Annotated in this window: 17 protein-coding genes; 14 read left to right on the top strand and 3 right to left on the bottom strand. The window is 57.4% G+C overall.

All coding sequences use genetic code 11. The annotated features are described in order from the left end of the window. Nucleotides 1-599: 599 nt before the first annotated feature. Nucleotides 600-1949, bottom strand: a complete 1350-nt coding sequence (gene glmM / locus Mal65_RS14360) for a phosphoglucosamine mutase (protein ID WP_145298847.1) — start codon at nucleotides 1947-1949, stop codon at nucleotides 600-602. Nucleotides 1950-2295: 346 nt separating this feature from the next. Between glmM and Mal65_RS14355 the strand changes: the two genes are divergently transcribed. From Mal65_RS14355 to Mal65_RS14290, 14 genes are all read left to right on the top strand, one after another. After that, complete coding sequence (locus Mal65_RS14355) at nucleotides 2296-4119, top strand: phospho-sugar mutase (protein ID WP_145298844.1); 1824 nt, start codon at nucleotides 2296-2298, stop codon at nucleotides 4117-4119. Between the two features lie 2 nt (nucleotides 4120-4121). Continuing rightward, nucleotides 4122-5156, top strand: coding sequence for a metal ABC transporter solute-binding protein, Zn/Mn family (locus Mal65_RS14350; protein ID WP_145298841.1), 1035 nt, complete (start codon nucleotides 4122-4124; stop codon nucleotides 5154-5156). Beyond that, nucleotides 5153-6010, top strand: coding sequence for a metal ABC transporter ATP-binding protein (locus Mal65_RS14345; RefSeq protein ID WP_145298838.1), 858 nt, complete (start codon nucleotides 5153-5155; stop codon nucleotides 6008-6010). Before Mal65_RS14350 ends, Mal65_RS14345 begins: the two co-directional genes overlap by 4 nt. A 91-nt stretch (nucleotides 6011-6101) precedes the next feature. Beyond that, nucleotides 6102-7622, top strand: a complete 1521-nt coding sequence (locus tag Mal65_RS14340; RefSeq protein ID WP_231131136.1) for a metal ABC transporter permease — start codon at nucleotides 6102-6104, stop codon at nucleotides 7620-7622. A gap of 8 nt (nucleotides 7623-7630) precedes the next feature. Then, complete coding sequence (locus Mal65_RS14335; RefSeq protein WP_145298835.1) at nucleotides 7631-9046, top strand: metal ABC transporter permease; 1416 nt, start codon at nucleotides 7631-7633, stop codon at nucleotides 9044-9046. A gap of 219 nt (nucleotides 9047-9265) precedes the next feature. Continuing rightward, nucleotides 9266-10036 (top strand): 3-keto-disaccharide hydrolase, encoded by a 771-nt coding sequence (locus tag Mal65_RS14330; protein ID WP_145298832.1) that lies wholly within the window; start codon nucleotides 9266-9268, stop codon nucleotides 10034-10036. 351 nt (nucleotides 10037-10387) lie between these two features. Further along, complete coding sequence (gene hemP / locus Mal65_RS14325; protein ID WP_165701276.1) at nucleotides 10388-10699, top strand: hemin uptake protein HemP; 312 nt, start codon at nucleotides 10388-10390, stop codon at nucleotides 10697-10699. Between the two features lie 169 nt (nucleotides 10700-10868). Continuing rightward, the gene (locus tag Mal65_RS14320; protein WP_145298826.1) at nucleotides 10869-11195 is read left to right on the top strand and encodes an ArsR/SmtB family transcription factor; all 327 of its coding nucleotides are present in this window, start codon (nucleotides 10869-10871) and stop codon (nucleotides 11193-11195) included. Between the two features lie 180 nt (nucleotides 11196-11375). Continuing rightward, the gene (locus tag Mal65_RS14315) at nucleotides 11376-12701 is read left to right on the top strand and encodes a permease (protein WP_145298823.1); all 1326 of its coding nucleotides are present in this window, start codon (nucleotides 11376-11378) and stop codon (nucleotides 12699-12701) included. A 50-nt stretch (nucleotides 12702-12751) separates the two neighbouring features. Next, nucleotides 12752-12985, top strand: a complete 234-nt coding sequence (locus Mal65_RS14310) for a thioredoxin family protein (RefSeq protein ID WP_145298820.1) — start codon at nucleotides 12752-12754, stop codon at nucleotides 12983-12985. 41 nt (nucleotides 12986-13026) lie between these two features. After that, nucleotides 13027-13653, top strand: coding sequence for a nitrophenyl compound nitroreductase subunit ArsF family protein (locus Mal65_RS14305; protein ID WP_145298818.1), 627 nt, complete (start codon nucleotides 13027-13029; stop codon nucleotides 13651-13653). A gap of 70 nt (nucleotides 13654-13723) precedes the next feature. After that, complete coding sequence (locus tag Mal65_RS14300) at nucleotides 13724-14146, top strand: nitrophenyl compound nitroreductase subunit ArsF family protein (protein WP_145298815.1); 423 nt, start codon at nucleotides 13724-13726, stop codon at nucleotides 14144-14146. A 5-nt stretch (nucleotides 14147-14151) separates the two neighbouring features. Continuing rightward, a complete protein-coding gene (locus tag Mal65_RS14295) occupies nucleotides 14152-14913 on the top strand; it encodes an aromatic aminobenezylarsenical efflux permease ArsG family transporter (protein WP_145298812.1) in 762 nt (253 codons plus the stop codon). An 11-nt stretch (nucleotides 14914-14924) separates the two neighbouring features. Next, nucleotides 14925-15701 (top strand): C-GCAxxG-C-C family protein, encoded by a 777-nt coding sequence (locus tag Mal65_RS14290; RefSeq protein WP_145298809.1) that lies wholly within the window; start codon nucleotides 14925-14927, stop codon nucleotides 15699-15701. Between the two features lie 276 nt (nucleotides 15702-15977). Here Mal65_RS14290 and Mal65_RS14285 read toward each other — a convergent pair whose 3' ends face one another. Then, nucleotides 15978-16829 (bottom strand): hypothetical protein, encoded by an 852-nt coding sequence (locus Mal65_RS14285; protein WP_145298806.1) that lies wholly within the window; start codon nucleotides 16827-16829, stop codon nucleotides 15978-15980. A gap of 212 nt (nucleotides 16830-17041) precedes the next feature. Continuing rightward, nucleotides 17042-19858, bottom strand: a complete 2817-nt coding sequence (locus Mal65_RS14280; protein WP_145298803.1) for a PQQ-binding-like beta-propeller repeat protein — start codon at nucleotides 19856-19858, stop codon at nucleotides 17042-17044. Between the last annotated feature and the right edge of the window lie 176 nt (nucleotides 19859-20034).

Below are 20034 nucleotides of genomic sequence, written 5' to 3'. Positions count from 1 at the left end.
TCTTTAAAACGTACCGAGTTTCAAAGGGCCCGAGTTGGAGGAGAGATTAAGAGCTATGAGTCTTACCTACAAGCCGACTTCGTTTGGAATCATTGTTGTAGTAATAGAGCTTTCAAAGTTCTCGATCTCGAGAATGTCACCGAGTTTGACCAGATTACGGATTTGCTACACTGGGTTGACGAGTGACGAATATGGTCGGCAGAAGACTGTTAAGAGTCAGGGGGCGGAAAAAGAAGCAAAAAGGAGCAAGCCCGAATGGCAACGTCGAGACGAGAGTCATCTCCAGGGTATTGTTTAGCGAGTTTGGCTTTCAGCTCGCGACCGGATCGAGTTAAGGGGACGGAGGACTTTTTCGGCCTGGGCCCGTCACGCACAGCGTGACCTACGGTGTTACGGTGGGGAACAGATTCAGGGTTTCTGCAACAGATCGGCTGCGGACTGGCACAGCTGCTGCGCCGTCGTCTCGGATTCGGCTTCGGCGATCATTCGGACGATCGGTTCGGTGTTGCTGCCACGATCGAGTTAAGGGGACGGAGGACTTTTTCGGCCTGGGCCCGTCACGCACAGCGTGACCTACGGTGTTACGGCGGGGAACAGATTCAGGGTTTCTGCAACAGATCGGCTGCGGACTGGCACAGCTGCTGCGCCATCGTCTCGGATTCGGCTTCGGCGATCATTCGGACGATCGGTTCGGTGTTGCTGCCACGGACCAGCAGCCATTTGTCCCGCCAAGCCAGTCGCAAGCCGTCGCCGGTGCTGGCTTCGGCATCGCCGTGCAGCTCGATCAATGCATCGAACAGTTCTGGCAAACGGTCCGCAGACACTTCCGCTTTTGACTTGTGGATGTGTAGCCGTGGAATCTGGTCGACCAATTCGGCCAGCGTCTGGTCGGTCGTGGTCATCAGATCCAAAACCTGGGCCATCGCCACAAAGCTGTCGCGGACGTATCCCACACGCGGGTCAATCGGGCCCCCGTTTCCTTCGCCGCCATACGTCGCGTTTTTTGCGATCATCATGTCCGCCACATTGGCCTCGCCGACGGCGCTGCGGAAACACGGCTGGTCGGCCGCGGCGGCGATTCGTTCGCTCATCCCGCTGGTCGCGCCGTTGATGACGATCGCGCCACGCAGATCGGGTTGATTCATCGCACGCTGGACGCACAACGCCAACGTGTATTCTTCGCCGACATAGCGGCCATCGGCATCGACCAAGGCCAGGCGATCCGCATCAGGGTCTTGGCAAAACCCAACGCTGCATCCGTATTCCTTCACGGCTTTGGCGACGTCACGCAAGTTCGTTTCGGTCGGTTCCGGCGTGTGTTCGAACTGGCCGTCGGGCGTTGCGCCCAGTGACACCACGTCGCACCCGAGTTCCTTCAACAAACGCTCGCCCAGCACGCCGCCGGCGCCGTGGTTGCTATCCAGCAGCACCCGATGCTTTGCGGCGGCAATGCGATCGCGGTCGATCGTCGCCAAGACCGCAGCCAAGTGATCGGCATGCGGATCTTCGTCGACGGTAATCTCGCCCAAGGCGTCGTGGGAAACGAAGGCGGATCGGCCATCTAGGTAGGCTTGGCGAACCGCGGCACCCTTGGTGGCATCTAAAACGCGTCCGTCACCACCAAACAGCTTGATGCCGTTGTATGCGGGCGGGTTATGGCTGGCGCTGATTTGAACACCGCCCGCCGCACCCCGTGCCTTGACCAAAACGCCGATCGTGGGCGTCGCACAGACGTCGGCATCGATGCACTGGCGACCGCTGGCCGCAAGCGCCGCCATGATGGCCGATTTCATCATCGGCCCACTGTCACGGCCGTCGCGACCGACGACCACCGGGCCCGGCGGCAATTGTGCGGCAAACGCGGCGACATACCGCACCGCGACCTCGGGCGTCAAGTTTTCGCCGATGATGCCACGCAGTCCGCTGACGCTGATGATAAGGTCGGCCATTTGTCCGCTAAAAAACCAGGAAGGAGCTGAGAAGATGGCTGGGTTCGGATGAAACCGTCGGCCAAGTTTTCGCCAATTGAAATCGCCGAAACGTTTGCCGACAACCGCCACCGTGAAATTGATACCCCGCGAGGTTGCCGTTCGGTACGCCAGTGCTCCGTTATGAACGTATTTGGTGGTGACGTTGAAGCATCGGGCCGCGGCGGGGCCGATCGCTGCCTCGTTGCGAAAGCCCCCGAAAAACAAATAGAATCCGGGGCGTTCGACCCGTTCCCCCAACCTTCGCGTCGGCATCACCTCTCCCCGCCCCGTCGATATCTTCCACGCCACCCATTTTTTCCGAAACATGAGCACGACAGAGACGAACCAGCCCGAACTGCTGCAAGCGATCGACAAGGCGCAAAAGGACGGCAAGCTGACCGAATCGGCGGTCCAAAACATCACCGCTTGGTTGACCGAAGATCGCTATGCCGATTATCGCGACGTCGTGGCCCAACACATCCGCGACGAAAAGTGGCAAAAGCTGGACGACGTGTTCTGGACCATCATTCCCTTCGGCACCGGTGGCCGTCGCGGCCGGATGTACGAGATCGGCAGCAACGCCATCAACGACCGAACCATCGGTGAAAGTGCTCAAGGTCTGGCGGACTATGTCGTCCAACATGTCGGCGGCGATGACCTGTCGTGTGCGATCGCTTATGACACGCGGCACAAGTCGCGTCACTTTGCCGAACTGTGCGCCGGCATCATGGTGGCCGCGGGATTCAAGGTCTACTTCTTGGACGACTATCGAGCCACGCCTCAGTTGTCGTTTGCGGTACGCGAAAAGAACTGTGATTGCGGCATCATGGTGACCGCCAGCCACAATCCGCCCAGTGACAACGCGGTGAAGGTGTATTGGTCGACCGGCGGTCAAGTCTTGCCGCCTCACGACAAGGCGATCATCGACAAGGTGATGTCGTGCCAAGACATTCGCGTCGCGCCGTTCGATGAAGCGTTGGCCGACGGTCGTGTGGAAATCATCACCGACGAAATCGATACGAAATTCATTGACGCGGCTGCGGCGTGCCGGTTCGAAGGTCCACGGGATGCCAAGATTCTGTATTCACCGCTGCATGGTGTGGGCGCGGCGGCGGTCGTTCCATTGTTGAAACGCGATGGCTTCGATGATGTGACGGTGTATGAACCGCACGCCGAACCCAGCGGCGATTTCCCGAACGTCCCGGGCCACGTGTCCAACCCGGAAAACACGGCGGTGTTTGAAAAGCCGATCGAAGCGGCAAAGGCTGGCGGATTTGATGTCGTGTTGGCGACCGACCCGGATTGCGACCGTTTGGGCGTGGCGGCGCCGCTGACCACGGACGTCCAAGGCGAATGGGCGACCTTCAATGGCAACCAGATCGGTGCAATTCTGACCCAGTTCGTGCTTTCCAAAGCCAAGGAAGCGGGCAAGCTGAATCCACAAAAGTACGTGATCAAAACGCTGGTCACGACGGAGTTGATTCGTCGCATTGCCGCATCGTTCGACGTTCGCTGTGAAGGCGATCTGTTGGTCGGGTTCAAGTACATTGCCGAAGTCGTGGATCGCGAAGGCCCGGATGATTTTCTGTTCGGCACCGAAGAATCGCACGGCTATCTGGTCGGACAATATTGCCGCGATAAAGACGGCGCCGTTGCCTGCATGTTGATCAGCGAACTGGCGGCGGAATTGAAAGCGGCCGGAAAGTCGATGCACGAGTACTTGAATGATCTGTACCGCCAACATGGGTTGCACCGCGAAAGTTTGGTCAACGTGTTCATGGAAGGCAGCGAAGGCATGGCTGCGATGCAGCGGCTGATGGCCGCATTCCGCAGCGACCCGCCGAAATCGTTGGCCTCGATCGATGTGGCTGCGGTGCGTGATTACCAGGCGAACACGACGACCAGCATTGCCGACGGCAGCACCAGCCCGCTGGCCGGCCCGAACGGTAACTTGATCATCATGGACCTGGCTGACGAAGGAAACTATGTCGCGGTGCGTCCCAGCGGCACCGAGCCGAAGGTCAAGTTCTATATGTTCACGCGATTGTCACCCGAACAGTCGCAAGACTTGGGCCAAGCCGGTAAGACCTTGGATGAGCGCGTCGCCAGTCTGGAAGCCGACATTCGCGCTTTCGCACAGAAGGTCTAGCGATGTCCCTGCGACGCACGCCGCACACCGTCCGCACACCGGCGCGATGCTTGGGTATCGGTTTGTTGGTGTGCATCACTTGTTGGATCGGGTGCGGTAAGCCGTCCGACAACCAATCGAAATCGCCCGGCTCCGGTGCAACGATCCGTGTCATTGCGACGACGGGCATGGTGGCGGATCTGGTCCGTGCGGTCGGCGGTGAGCGCGTCGATGTGGTTCAGGTGATCGGTGCCGGCGTGGACCCGCACTTGTACAACCCGTCGCGTGACGACGTGGCATTGATCATGTCCGGTGACGTGATCTTTTATTCCGGATTGATGCTGGAAGGAAAACTAGCGGACACCCTGGGCCAGGTCGGACGCAGCAAGCCTGTGTTTGCGGTCACCGAAAGGATCGACAAGGAATACTTGTTGTTGCCAGACGACGCTGCGGGGCATGCCGATCCCCACGTGTGGATGGACGCGTCCGCTTGGTCGCAGTGCGTCGACGTGATTAGCGAAGCGTTGGTTGAATTTTCGGCCAAAGACGCGGAAACGTTTCGGCAAAACGCAGCAGCGTATCAATCCGAATTGGAAGAATTGCACCAGTACGCTAAGAAAACCCTGGCAACGATCCCCAGGAAAAGCCGTGTGATGATCACATCACACGATGCGTTCAACTATTTTGGTCGTGCCTACGATTTGGAAGTGTTGGGCGTGCAAGGCCTTTCGACCGAATCGGAAGCGGGCCTGCAGCAGATCAACGAATTGGTCGATCTGTTGGTGCAACGGAAAGTGCGGGCGGTGTTTACCGAAAGCAGTGTTTCGCCCAAAAACATCAAGGCCTTGATCGAAGGTGCCGCCGCACAGGGATTCGAGATTAAGTTGGGCGGTGTTTTGTTTTCCGATGCCATGGGGCCGCAAGGCACTTACGAAGGAACCTACGTTGGCATGCTGGATCACAACGTGACGACCGTCGCGCGTGCGTTGGGCGGCCAGGCACCAGAATCGGGAATGCACGGCAAATTGAACTCCGTCAAAGAACATCCATCGTCATGACCGCCACCGGTTCCACCGTCAACGCAGCGTCGTCCGGCGCATCGTCCCCCAATGGAACGTCATCCAGCGGTCCTGCGGTGACTGCCGACACGTCGGTTCCCTTGTCGGTGGATGACCTGACCGTCGCGTATCACCGCAAACCGGTCATCTGGGATGTCGGGTTCGATCTTCCCGCCGGATCGCTGGTCGGCGTGATCGGTCCCAACGGGGCGGGCAAAAGCACGTTGCTGAAAGCGATCATGGACCTGGTGCCACGCGCGTCGGGCCGGGTTCGCGTGTTCGGTGACACATACAAGCATCAACGCAGTCGCGTCGGCTACGTTCCCCAACGCGAAACGGTCGACTGGGATTTTCCGGTGGATGCGTTGGAGGTCGTCACGATGGGGTTGTACCGGCAAATCGGCTGGTGCATGCCGGTCCGCAAAAAACATCGGCGGGCGGCAATGGATGCACTGGAACAAGTCGGCATTCCGCATTTGGCGAAACGTCAAATCAGCCAGCTGTCCGGCGGGCAACAACAACGGACCTTTTTGGCTCGCGCGTTGGTCCAAAACGCGGATCTGTATTTGATGGACGAACCGTTCGCGGCGGTCGACGCGGCCACCGAGCGAGCGATTGTTGAGATCTTGCGACAGATGAAGGCGTTGCAAAAGACGGTGGTCGTCATCCATCACGATTTGCAAACCGTGGCGGACTTTTTCGACTACGTCGTTCTGTTGAACATGCGAGTGGTCGCCCATGGTCCGGTCGACGAAGTGTTCACGTCGGAGAATCTTCAAAAGACTTATGGCGGACGTCTGACGCTGTTGGACGAAGTCACCGAAGCGATGCGGCGAAGGGAACGCAGTCTGTGATTCGTCGGCGACGTTTCGCGACTTCATCAAGAATATGTTTATCGGTGGTTTTCTACGTGGGTTTCTCAGACGTCCGTTCGGTTCGGCGGCCGTGGGTTTCGTGATTTTGGTCTTGCTGATGTCGGTCGCTTGTGGATCGACGGCTTGCGCCGCCGAAGGCACGTCGACGTTGACCGATCGCAGTGTGACTTGGCCGACCTGGTCGCAGTGGCAACGCGTTTTGACCTTTCGCGATTACAACAGCCGTGTGGTGATTCTGGGTACTGCGGTGCTGGGTTGCGCCGGCGGGCTGGTCGGCAGTTTTACGCTGCTGCGCGGTCGTGCCTTGCTGGGTGACGCGATCAGTCACGCCAGTTTGCCGGGGATCGCGTTGGCGTTTTTGATCGCCAGTGCGGTTGGATTGGACGGAAAGTCGCTGCCCACGTTGTTGTTCGGCGCGACGATCAGCGGCCTGATCGGTGTGGCTGTGATCCTGTTGATCCGCAATCTGACGCGATTGCATGAAGACGCCGCGCTGGGAATCGTACTGAGCGTTTTCTTCGGCGCCGGCATCGCGCTGTTGGGAATCGTGCAGCAAACACAGACGGGACACGCCGCCGGGTTGGAAGCGTTCATCTATGGCAAAACCGCGTCGATGGGTTTGGCCGATGCGAAGTGGATCATCGCGGCATCCGGCGTCGCGGTCACGCTGTGTGTATTGCTGTTCAAAGAATTCAAGCTGCTGTGCTTCGACGAATCGTTTGCCGCATCACGTGGGTTGCCCGTGTTGTTGCTGGACATCGCGTTGATGTCCTTGGTCGTCGCCGTTTCGATCGTTGGTCTGCAAGCGGTCGGATTGGTATTGATGATTGCGTTGTTGGTCATCCCTGCCGCGGCCGCGCGGTTTTGGACTCAGCGGATGGCCCCGATGACGTTGATCGCCGCGACGCTGGGTGCGATCAGCGGAATCATCGGCGCTGCGATGAGTGCGTTGTTTTCCAAGCTGCCATCGGGCGCGATGATCGTCTTGGTTTGCACGGCGTTCTTTGCTTTCAGCATGTTCCTGGGGCCACAGAAGGGCATCCTGGGACGGACGCTGCGGCGATTGCGTTTGAACCGCAAAATTGAACGCCAGCATTTGTTGCGGGCGATCTATGAAACATTGGAACGTGATGCGTCGGGGGTTCCCGATCGATTCCGCGAATTTCTGTCAATGCAAACTCTGTTGCCGGTCCGCAGTTGGACGCCGCGGCAATTGGAACGCACGATCGATCGTGCCCAAGACGACGACTTGGTTAGGTTCCGTGACCGCGACCAGCACGTCCGATTGACGCGAGCCGGGGTCAACGAGGCGGCTCGTCTGACGCGTCAACACCGCCTGTGGGAACTGTACCTGATCAATTACGCGGACATCGCACCGGGACGCGTCGATCGCGACGCCGATGCGATCGAACACGTGTTGGAACCGGAAGTGGTCGCGGAACTGGAAGACCTGCTGCAGCATTCGCCCAGTCGCGTGCAGGTTCCCGAAAGCCCGCACCGTTTGGACCACGGCGGCGGTGACGACGCCAGCTCCGGTGCAAAGGCTGGTGTCGACAGGAATGTCTCCGATTCACAGGAGACGTCGCCGTGATCCGTGACATGATCGAACCGCTGAACACGCTGACGTGGGAACTGGACGGCTGGATCATTGTCGCCGGTGTGCTTTGTGCCGTGGCCTGTGCGCTGTTGGGTAACTTTTTGGTGTTGCGGCGCATGAGCCTGCTTGGCGACGCGGTCACCCACGCGGTCTTGCCCGGTTTGGCGGTCGCGTTTTTCATCAGCGACAGTCGTTCCAGCGTGCCGATGTTTTTGGGGGCGGTCATCGTTGGCGTTCTGACCGCCTTGTTCACCGAATGGATACGCCGAGCCGGCAGCGTGGATGAAGGCGCATCGATGGGCGTGGTGTTCACGTCATTGTTTGCCTTGGGGTTGATCTTGGTCGTCCAGGCTGCCGATCACGTGGATCTGGATCCGGGATGTGTGTTGTACGGGGCCATCGAACTGACGCCGCTGGATCGCTTGGACACAGTTTTCGGGGCGATACCTCGTGCGGTGGTCGTGCTTGCTGTCGTGATGTTGGTCAACTTGGCGTTTTTGCTGTTGTTTTACAAAGAGCTGAAGGTCAGTTCGTTTGACCCGGGACTGTCCACAACCATGGGGTTCAGTTCGACCCTGATCCACTACGTGTTGATGGTATTGGTGGCCGTGACGGCGGTGGCCAGTTTTGAAAGCGTTGGAAACATCTTGGTTGTCGCCATGTTTGTCGTTCCGCCGGCGGCCGCGTTCTTGTTGACCGATCGACTGGGACGAATGATCGCGATCAGCACATTGTTGGCGATCGTCAGCGCGGTGTCGGGGCACCTTTGTGCGATCGCGGTTCCCGCAGGCTTTGGTTACCGCAGCACATCGACCGCCGGCATGATGGCGGTTTCCGCCGGCGCCTTGTTGGCCGCCGCCGCGTTGTTCGGACCGCGACACGGCATCTTGGTTCGCTTGGTGCGTCGACGGTTGTTGGCGTTACGAATTTTGTGCGACGACGTTTGTGCGTACCTGTTTCGTTTGGGGGAACGGCAAACGGTGGATGCTGCCGGTGCGGGTGAATTGGCGGCCAATCTGTTGACCGGTAGATTGCCGTTGCACCTGGCTACGACGTTTTTGCGGATCAAGGGACAAGTATCGCGTGACGGAGATTCGTTTCGTCTGACGGAATCCGGTCGTTCCCGAGCTCAACAACTCGTGCGTTCGCACCGATTGTGGGAACAGTACTTGGTCGAACGGGCGGGTTTGGACCAGGAACGGATCCACGACAAGGCGGAGCGATTGGAGCACTTCACGGACCTGGAACTGCGGTCGCGTTTGGATGACGAGACGGATCGACCGACCCTGGACCCACATGGTGCGGAAATTCCCGATGAACAAGTCGAGACCGGCGAACGCGGTGAAGAGCTGGCCGAGACCGAGAGCCAGAAACGTGACGATCGGGCCGCCGACGATCGGATGCGTTCGAACGAGTAGCCAGGCTTGGCAAGGCGGCGTTGCCGGCGACCGTCGCTGGGCTGGCCGCGATCCGATGTTTCGGATCACTGCGTCAGCTTGGCTGATTGAGCCGGCCGGCTCGGGCGATCATACTGCTGCAGTCCCTGCCTGGCGGATGGCATTCTGATTCCGCCGCAAAGCACACCTTTTGGTACTGCCCCACCCCTTCCCTTTGAATCTCCAGGAGCAACCTGCCTGATGGTCCTTTCGATTTCTCGCCGCTGCATTCTTGCCGGCCTTGCCGTGGCTTTGGCCGCTTTCACCGTTACCAATTTCAACGTCGCATCGGCCGATGACACGGCCGCCCCGGCGCCGTCGCCCGAACTGAAGCCCATCTTTAACGGCGAAGACTTGACCGGATGGGACGGCGATTCCCGATTGTGGTCGGTCCGCGACGGAGTGATTTACGGTGAAACCACCCCTGAAAATCCTTCCAAGGGCAACACCTTCCTGATCTGGGAAGGCGGAAACGTCGGCGATTTCGAACTGCGTCTGTCGTTCCGCTGCAGCGTGACGAACAATTCCGGCATCCAGTACCGGTCGACTCGCGTCACCGAAGGCAAGCAGGCCACCAATGATTGGGTCGTCAAAGGCTATCAGCACGAAGTCCGCAACGAAGAAGACTTCCCGAACGTTCCCAGCTTTATCTACGACGAAAAGGGCAGCCGGAAACGCATGTGCATGGTCGGCGAAGTCGCCGTCTGGGATGCCGACGGTAAGAAGGTATTGCGTGACGATCTGATCGACCAAGCCGGTTTCAAAGAACTGATGAAGGTCGACGACTGGAACGACGTCGTCATCATCGCGAAGGGCAATAACATCAAACACTACCTGAACGGCCGTCTGGTGCTGGACTTCACCGACAAGCACCCCGAAAAAGCGTTGTCCGAAGGCGTTTTGGCCCTTCAGCTGCACGGCGGAAAGCCGATGTGGACGGAGTTCAAAGACGTCCGTTTGGCCCAGTTCTAGCGCTTCACGCCGCGTAGTGGTGGCTCGGCTGCGGGCGGAAATAACGCTGTCGCGGCCCGGTCGCACGCCGATCATCGCAAACGGCGATGGTTTCGAGTCATCTCGAGACCATCGCCGTTTTTTCGTGCGCGACGCGGGAGCAGACATCACCGAAGGACGGCTCGTTCGCTGCGCCGACAAACCGATGAGGGATTCAGGAGTGATTGGCGGCGAAACGAAATGAATATTGCTATCCCTGCAGACGAAAGTTTTTTCACAGCCAGCATTGACATAAATCCTCCGGTCGTTCACCTTGTTGCAAGCGATTCTCAATAGCGGCAGGGACTGATGGCCGCAGGGTGAACAATGTCCATGAACGAGCCGAACGAACAGCCGAAACGACCCGTGTCGCTGCCGCTGAAAAGCGACGCGGCGGGCGAGCCCTGTCCGACGAAGGCTCGGTATGGGAATCCATCCGACAGCGACGACGTCTGTGCGTCTTGCAGTTCGAAGCCGCCGGTGCCCAGTTCCGGCCGTGCCGCGTTGCAATCTCATGGCGGCAACTGCCACGTGTTGGACTTTGCCGAACTGGCCGGCGGATGCAACCAGGTCTTCATCTGTTTGCAGGACGAGGTCTACACATTGAAGCGGACACGCAACAACAAGCTGATTCTGCACAAATAGGCCTCGGCGTCATGTCGGGCATCGTCGTTTGATTTCGACCGGTTTCTAGGTCGCAGGTTTGGCCCCGGTGCAAAGTGTCGCAGTCTGCAAAAGCCAGCCGAAGTTATGTTGATGGTTGTTGCTTATTTGGCTAAACTGCCAAGTAATGTTGGTCGATAGGAATACGGTCATGAAGAAAAAAGAACTTGCCAAATACGAAGCCCGCGCTCAGGTGTTCAAAGCGCTGGCCCATCCGGCGCGATTGAAGATCATGGATGAACTTGCGGTGCACGAAGAACGGTGTGTGTGTGACCTGACCGAAGTCGTCGGGTTTGACATGTCGACCGTTTCCCGGCACCTGTCTGTGCTGAAGAACGCCGGATTGGTCGGTACGGAAAAGCGTGGCCAGATGGTCTTCTATCGTTCGACGGTATGCTGCCTGACCGGCTTCACCGAGTGCGTGGAAAACGTCTTGAACAACAATGTGAAACAACAACAGGCTGCCTTGAAGGCGTAGCGACGGGACGGTTTTTGACCGTCGCTACCAACTTCGCGTTGGTTCAGCCGACCAACGAAGCGGCGATTGAATTTGAATTGAAAAACGAGGCGTCCGGTGTGTCGCCCGATTCTTTGTTATCTGTATTTGCACAAAACGCCAAATAGCAAACTAAGGGCAGCTTGCCGTAGGACTGGAACGATGGACCGAAAACAACTGGGAATCTTAGCGGCTTTGGTGGGTGTGTTCCTGTTCGCCTATTACGTGAACTTCACCAGCCCCGAAGTGCAAAACGCGATGCACGAAGCGTTCTATATGTTGCAGTGGTACGTCCGCTATCACACACTTGCCTGCGTCGTACCCGCCATGTTCATCGCCGGTGCGATCGCCACGTTTTTTCGCAAGGAAGCCGTGCTGCGGCATCTGGGCCCGAAGGCAAACAAAGTCGAGGCGTACGGGGTCGCGTCGACGTCCGGCACCGTACTTGCCGTGTGTTCATGCAGCGTGCTGCCGATGTTTGCGGGCATCTATCGCGTCGGCGCGGGCTTGGGGCCGGCATCCGCATTCTTGTACGCCGGACCGGCAATCAACGTGATGGCGATTTTTCTGACCGCGCGTGTTTTGGGGTTGGATCTGGGCATCGCCCGCGTGGTCGGATCGATTGTGTTCGCCATCGTGATCGGCCTGATCATGGCGGTGATCTTTCGCAACGATGAACAGAAGCGTACCGCCGCGGCGATGCAGCTTCCTGATCCGCCGCCCGCCAAACGCAAAGGCTGGCAAACGGTCCTGTTCTTCGCCAGCATGATTCTGTTTTTGGTGTTCAGCGATTGGGCCAACCCCAGCCAAACGGTGATCAACACAACCGATGGCCGACAGATGACCGTGTCGGTGCTGATTCGGACCAGCGAAACTTATCGTGTCCAGCTGGAACAACCGCTCGGCGATCAACCCAAAGGCACAAAGCTGGTTTTGAACATCGACCAGATCGAATCAGAAACCGATCTGACCCCAGCCAGCTATCAATGGGTCGCATGGGTCTACCACCACCGCTGGTACTTCGCCGCGACGCTTTTCGTTGCGACGTTGATCATGGTTGGGTCTTGGTTCGATGCTGATGAGATCGCCGCGTGGATGAATGAGACATGGAGTTTTTCAAAGTCCATCATTCCGCTGCTTTTCGGCGGCGTTTTGGCAACAGGATTCATCGGAGCCCTGATTCCTGAACACATCGTTGCCAGTTGGGTCGGCGGTGACAGCTTTCGCGCAAACTTGGTCGCGTCGATGATCGGCGGCATGTGGTATTTCGCGACCCTGACCGAAGTCCCGATCCTGGAAGCTCTGTTAGGTTTAGGCATGGGACGCGGCCCGGCGTTGTCACTGTTGTTGGCCGGGCCGGCCTTGTCGCTGCCCAGCATCGCAGTGATCTACAGCGTCATCGGCGGAAAGAAGACCATCGCCTTTGTCGTACTGACCGTTCTGATGAGCACGATCGTCGGAATGGCTTTTGGGTGGTTCTTTGTGTAGGCCAACTCTGGCTCGTTTTGTCGTTTCATTCACATTCGGAGAAATCAGAAATGAAGTTGATTCAAATATTGGGTACGGGATGTTCCAAGTGCGATTGCTTGAAGAAAAACGTGGAACAGGCGGTCGAGCAATCGAAGGCAGAAGCCAAAATCGAAAAGGTTACCGACATCACACAGATCACCAGCTTCGGCGTGATGATGACCCCCGCATTGGCGATCGATGGCGAAGTGAAAGTCGTCGGCAAGGTCCCTTCGCCCGATGAAATCGCAAAGCTGTTGGCTTGATCGCTGGATACAAGACTTCATTTGACAAAAACGGTGGACCGATGGATCTGAAAAATGCACTCGGCGTGTGTGTGATTTCTTTCTTCGCCGCGACTCTGGTGATGCTGATCGCTCGAACGATGGACAATCAGGCCGCCGGACGAATCGAACAGCAACTGACGCGGATCGCCGATCAACTGGAAACTCTTCAATCGGCCAGCTCCGTCGAATCGCGATTGCCGGCCGTGGCAACCCACGATTCAAACGCCCCGGTGATCTCCGATGCTTTGGTGGTGCACTACTTCTTCAGCAACACGCGATGCGTGACGTGTCGTGCAATCGAAGAACAAACACGAAAAGTGTTGATGCACAGGTTTGCGGCACAGTTGGACAACGGCGACGTTTTTTGGAACACGCTGAACTATGAAGATCCTGACAATGCCGAGTGGGCCGATCGATTCGAAATCATGATGCCGGTCGTCGTTCTGGCGAAGTATCAGAACGGTGAAATCGTCGACTGGAAACGCTTGGATGAAGTCTGGGGGCGGGTCGGTGATACCGACGGATTCGAGCATTTGATCGTCGATCAAGTCGAACGCATGCTTTCCAAGACGATGGAAACGCCAGTTTCCGAACAGGCGACGGAGATTCCATTGCCCGATATGAAAACCAAGAAAACAGAATCTTGAAACTCGATCGCATCGCGATATTTCCCAACGGGCGACGGCGATGCGGTCATTGATCAGGGAGTATCACGAAATGGGTCGAAATTGTTGGATCATTTGTCTGTTGGTCATCTCATCGTGGGGCACGCAAAACGCGATGTCCCAGGCACCGGTCAAGTCACCGCCGGATCGAGTGATCGCGATGTACTTTCATCGCACCCAGCGTTGTCCGACCTGCAAGATGATGGGCGGATATTCGGAACAGGCGGTTACCAAGGGGTTCGCCAAGCAGCTGGCGGATGGATCGGTCGAATTTCGAATGATTGATTATGAGAAGAAAGAAAATGCCGCGCTCGCTCAAGCGTACAAAGTCAAGGGACCGGCGTTGATCGTGGCACAGATCCGGTCGGACAAGGTCAGGCAATACAAAGACTTGGAAAAAATCTGGAGTCTGGTTCGCGAGAAAGACAAGTTCATTGCCTACGTTCAATCCAATGTCAAAGAATACATGGATTGATGAACATGATTGTCTTTCTGACCTACGCCATCACTGCGTTATACTTGGGTTTTCTGACTTCGATCAGCCCATGTCCTCTGGCCACCAATATCGCAGCGATCTCCTATATCGGCAGCAAGGTCGATAATTCACGCCACGTGATTCATGCCGGCTTGTTGTACACACTCGGGCGGTGCCTGCTGTACATCGCGCTGGCCGGCGTGTTGGCGTTCGGTAGCCTTTCGATTCCGGCCGTTTCCTTGTGGTTGCAGAAATACATGCATCTGGCATTGGGACCTGTGTTTTTGGTTTTGGGCATGTTGCTTTCCGGAATCGTTGTCGTCTCATTCGGCGGCGCCATGATGAGCGACAAACTGCAACAGCGAGTGGACGCCATGGGGATCTGGGCAGCACTACCGCTGGGTGTCTTGTTCGCAGTTTCCTTTTGTCCGACGTCGGCCGCTTGGTTTTTTGGGTTGTTAGCACTGACGTTTGGTGCGGATTCCGGTGCGATATCCAGTGTCATGTCGAACGTCGGAATTGAGTTGCCTGAGGGGCGTTTTCCGGGTGGTGCATTGTTCTTGCCACTGGTTTATGGAATTGGAACCGCGTTCCCTGTTTTGGTGGTGGCCTTTTTGTTGGCGTTCAGTGCGAAATCGGTCGGAAAGACCTACCAAGTGCTGACTCAAATGGAATGGTGGGCACGTACAGGCACCGGATGGCTGTTCATTTTGCTGGGCGTCTATTTTTCGCTCGCATACGTCTTTGAAATTTCTTCCTCGGTTTAAGGGCCGTCGTCATGTCGACTGTATCGCGACGCACCGTTTTGACGTCTTTGGGATGGGTTGGTGGAACGGCCATGGGTGTGGGTGGGACCCCGATGCAAATGACATCGTTGTCCTCCGCCATGGCGTCGCCCCTGGGGTGGGTCTATGTTCCCTTGGACGCGCGAGAAGTCGGCGACCGAGCCTATCGAATTTATCCGGAGGGCGGTTGCATGTACGCGGTGGTCGGCAGCGTCGTCGGCACGCTGGCGGATCGATTTGGATCCCCTTACGACGCCTTTCCCATTGCAATGATGCGGTTTGGCGAAGGCGGTGTGGGTGGGTATGGATCACTTTGCGGCGTCGTCAACGGCGCGTGTGCGTTGATCGGCCTGTTCCACAGCGAAAGGCCAAAAGAGGAACGTGCCGCAATGATTTCCGATCTAGCGGGTTGGTATGAATCCAGCGTTTTGCCGGAGTTCAAGCCCGGCGAACCGGAATGGGCGGACGAGGCGATTCCTTGTGTTTCCGGATCCGTCCTGTGCCACATTTCGACGACTCGTTGGTGCCGTGAAAGTGGTTGTCCGATCGACAGTCTGGACCGAAAAGAACGATGTCGACGATTGGCGGCGGATGGCGCCATGAAGGTGGTCCGAATGTTGAACCATGAGTCTCTGCGATCGGAGATTCTGGCCGCGCGTCAGACCAATGGATTCTCCTGCATGGAATGTCATGGTCCTGATGACATGAGCAATGCACGTGTGAAGATGGACTGTGCCGCGTGCCACGATTTAAGTGACGGTCATCCATAAGGCTTTACGGCCATCCATGATCGCCGAGTGCGGTGCGCAGCGTTCATCGTCGGATGACTGAACAGCCTTTCGAAAAGGCTGAGCTTTGGACCCGTGCGGGGCATGCCGATGACCACATCGGCGATTGAGCGCCGGCCGAGACGAATTGCGGCGCCAACTTGATGCGCCAAGGCTTCGCCAGCAGCGATCGCCAAGCAACGGCGGTGGATCGCGATGGTTGGTTGCCTGTGGTTTGGTCGCCAGTCAATCGAGCGGTCAAGCGTCAAAAGGCAGACGCTATAAGATCGGTGGCAGCCAAAGATCTTCGATCCGCTGGGTCACGACGGTGTTGCCGGAATCGTTCGCCTTCTTTTTGCTGGGCACATAGCGATCGGCACGATATGCCAGATATCCGCCCAGTCCGAATGCGATCAACGCTAGGAAGAAGCGTTTCAGATTCTCGCCGCGGGTCTGGATCGCGAATACGAACATGTACAAGACGGGGATGAACAGGGTTAGCAGTCCATCCTTGGCCGATTTCTTGAATGCGTTGATGACAATCGACAAATACGCCATTCCGCCCAGGATGAAAAACAGTGCGGCGACCAGTGCCAAGAACGTCTTCATCGGACTGAAGTTCAGCGAATCGTCTTCGCGGTTGGCAGCGTTCACCGTCAGCACGGCCAGCGTCGCACCACTGCCGACGACAAACAGCACGACCAAAAGCATCCACCAGGGCATCCCGGATCGCTTCAGCATTTCGTCTTGCGTTTGCCTGTCGCGGCCCATCGATTCTTCGGCCATCTGCAGTTGCAGCGTTCCCAGGTCGACGTCGACGCCGGCAACCTTGTGGCCTTCGATGTATTCGCCGGTCTGTTTGTTGAAACCGCACTTGGTGCACAGCACCGCACCGGCCTTCATCTCCACCCCACAAGCGGGACATGCCGCGGCGACCACACGATCGAAACCTTCCTCGCTGAACAGATCGTCCAACTCGGATTGCGCCTGGGGTGCCGCCGGCGCCGCGGCCGCCTTGGGCTTGGGGACGCGAATCGGCTTGCTGCATGCCGGGCATTTGACCGCTTTGCCCGCCATTTCGTCTTTCACCGACAGCACCTTGCCGCACGAACATTTCAAACGAATGGGCATTTCAGCGAATCAATCCAGATCAGTGGCAGAAGCATCCGCGACGCGGAAGAAAAGAACGAGCGCCGCGTGGGCGTCGTCAACCAACCAAGATGATAGTCGAGTCGGCCGGTGGGGGAACGCCCGGTTGAAAGCCGAAATGAAGGCGGACGCCACCGGGGCGGCTGTGCATGCGGCAAAACGGGATTGAAGGGATCACGCCGGGTGGTTCCGGCTTACAGGGGCCCCTTCAACTGCACGTCCAGCAGCCGGAACAAACCACAAGGAACCTTCACGGACAACGTGGGATCATCCGTCAGGTCGATCACTTGCCCGGTCAGCAAATCGGTGACACGCACCGGATCGGCCCGATGGAAACGAATCGTTGCGACTTGGTCATCGGGGTTCAGGTAACCGCCATCGACAATGGTCAACCGCAGGTGCCCGGGCGACGATTCGGCGGCAACCCAAGCGACCGTGCCATCGACCGTCAACGGAAGCTGTTCGGCTGCGGTTCGAATTTTGTCCGCGACGACGTCGGCGTGTTGATCCGCCGCCAATGAAGGCCGACCATTGCGATCAAGATACGATTTACCACTGGTCCGTATTTCTTGCATGGCATCCCGATAAATCGGATGCAGATGGTCGGTCAGCTTTCCGCGCGGCAGCGGTGCATCCGACGCACCCTGTGGCGGCGTGATCAAGACCAGACCGTGTGGATAAGGCGGCAAAAAGTTCAGCCGGCGGTCTTTGACACCGGCCGCATAGGTAGAAAAATCCCATGGAGTATTGGGGGCGCCGGGCCAAGTGCCGTTCAGCCGACTGAAGACCATCTTGCGTTTGGCTTCGGTGTCGGCATCGTAAAACGTGCACCACTTGACGTTGTTGCCTTCGTTCAAAAATTCGTGGTCGGGCGACACCATACTCAGGTGCACCGGGTTGAAACTGACGATTTCGTCTCGCTTGGGAACATACAAGGCGCCTTTGGCGATCATTTCCCACAACAGACTCATGTATTCCTGATCGACGGCAAAGTTGTTGATGTAGGTTGCGCCAAGGCTGATGTTGTAAACCATGTTTCGCAAGAAGTGGTTCGGCAACCGTTGGTGCGAATGCTGGCGTGACCGATCAAAACTGGTGTTGTCGGGAACGCTTCGTGCACCCCATTGATTGACCGCCCCGCTGGTCCACATGCCCAGTCGTGATGCCAGGCTAATTTCCATCGACTTGTCACTGGTTTCTTCCATCGCGGGCACAAAGACGTCGGCAAATTCACCGCTTCGAAGCCGATCCCATGCTGGCTGATAGATACTTCCGTTCCAAAAATTGTGCTTACAGCGAAGAAACAGATTGGCGTTGCGTGTTTGTGCGTGCGCCGCCAGCGGGTAAATCAAATGTTCGGTCACCGCGGCGAATTCATCGCTGTGATCCTCCAGTTCGGGATAGATCAGGACCGTCTTTTTGCCACCCGCCGCATCGATGACCTTCATCATCGTGTCCGGTTGGAACATGAACGGATCGTTGCCGTGTCCGCCCCAGAATGCAACGCCCGGATGACCGTCATACAGCGGAATGAATTCGTCCAACGCTTGCTGTTGCGACAGCGTGTATTTGCGTCGTCGATCGCGTCGATTGCGATACTTTTCACTGGGGATGCCGGAACGGTCAAACTTTTCAGCCTGTCCGGTATGGTGACCGTTCAGAAAGACGGGGCTGGGGTAAGAAGCCCGTAGTTGATCGATCGTCGATTCGACGCCGGTGCGTGATTCGGTCATCAAATACACCGGCAACGGTTCGCGTTCCCAATCGGGGCGACGAAAATGGGCCAGTTGTTCACGGACGGCTTTCGATCCATCCAAGATCGCTTGGATCTTTCCCGGTGGAGCGATTTGTTGGAAATCCTGTTCCCAATTAGGTCGCTTGACATTGATCAAATGGATGCAGCTTCCGCCGCTCTGGGCGCTGGCCAAAATCAGATGACCGCTGGAATGATCCATCCACGCGTCGTGAAAACTGTAATCGGCTTGGTACAGACGTGATTGGGCTTCATTCAAGTGACTGGAGATCCGCACCAAAGTGTTTCCGACCAAAACCACAAGGTCGCTAGCGTCGGCGTCGATCACCATCGGCTGGACCACGCGATAGCCGAAAGAATCAATCTTTGGGTGCCGGCGAGGGATCTGCCACGTTTGCTGGTGATCGGATTCGGTGGTCAAAATGGACACGGCCATGTTGCTGCTGTGTCCCGACGTCCCGACCAAGATCCGCGGTGGCGTTTTATCGTCGGCGGGAATGACGTGGACATGACCGACGACCGTGGGCGACGGCGATCGGATCATCCAATCGGGTTGTGACGCGAACGGCTTGAACAAATAGAACGCACCGCGATCCTGCATGCCGTTCATTGTTCCATGAATCAACAATCGATCATTGGCCGGGTCATCGGGATTGGTGACCGGTCGCAAGAAATTGGCGACGTGCAGCTTCGCCGGCGGACGCGGTTTGCTGGGGTCTTTTCCCCAAGGTTTGGCGATCGAATAGGTCGACGAATGCAGGGTGTCCAGCAATTTGCCAGTGGGTGAAAGATAACGGACTTGATTGTCAAATCCGCCGCAGACAACGACCGGCTTTCCCAGGTTTCGGATCACACAGACCGAAATCATGGGCGCGTCGTTGGCGCTGAATCGCCAGCGAAGCTGTCCGTCGTCACTGATGCAGTAGACGTACCCATCGGCGCTGGCGGCCAAGGCCTCGTCGCTGCCGTCACCGTCCAGGTCCGCAACCCACAGATCGTGGTTCATCACGCCGGACAATGGACAGGTCCAGATCAAGTCGCCCTGATGGTCGACGGCGATCACATCGCCCTCGTACGTGCTGGCGATGACTCTTGGACCGTCGGGATGGTGGGCGGACCGGACTTTGGTGATCGTTCGGCCGGTGTCGACGCTGGTGATCGCGGTATCGGCAGACAGGGATTGATGGCCGGTGGCGGCGATAAGTAGCACCGGCAGAAAAAGGAAGGGAATGAAAGCTTCGCGGAGGGGCTGGGGCATGGGACCGTGGCGGGCGGGTAAACGGGCGATGTCTGGACACCGTTATATTCCCGCCAAGGTTGAAATTTGCCGTGAAAACCGCCAGTTATCTGTGTGAAATTTTGCCGCATGAGGGTTGGGGACGCTCACTTGGCGGATCGGTTCGGGTTGGCGGTTTCGCTACTTTCGCGGGAGCG

It is taken from the genome of Crateriforma conspicua (genome assembly GCF_007752935.1).
In the GTDB taxonomy this organism is placed as follows: Bacteria; Planctomycetota; Planctomycetia; order Pirellulales; family Pirellulaceae; genus Crateriforma; species Crateriforma conspicua.
Note: the sequence above shows the minus strand (reverse complement) of the source record. Positions and strands in the feature narration are given on the sequence as shown.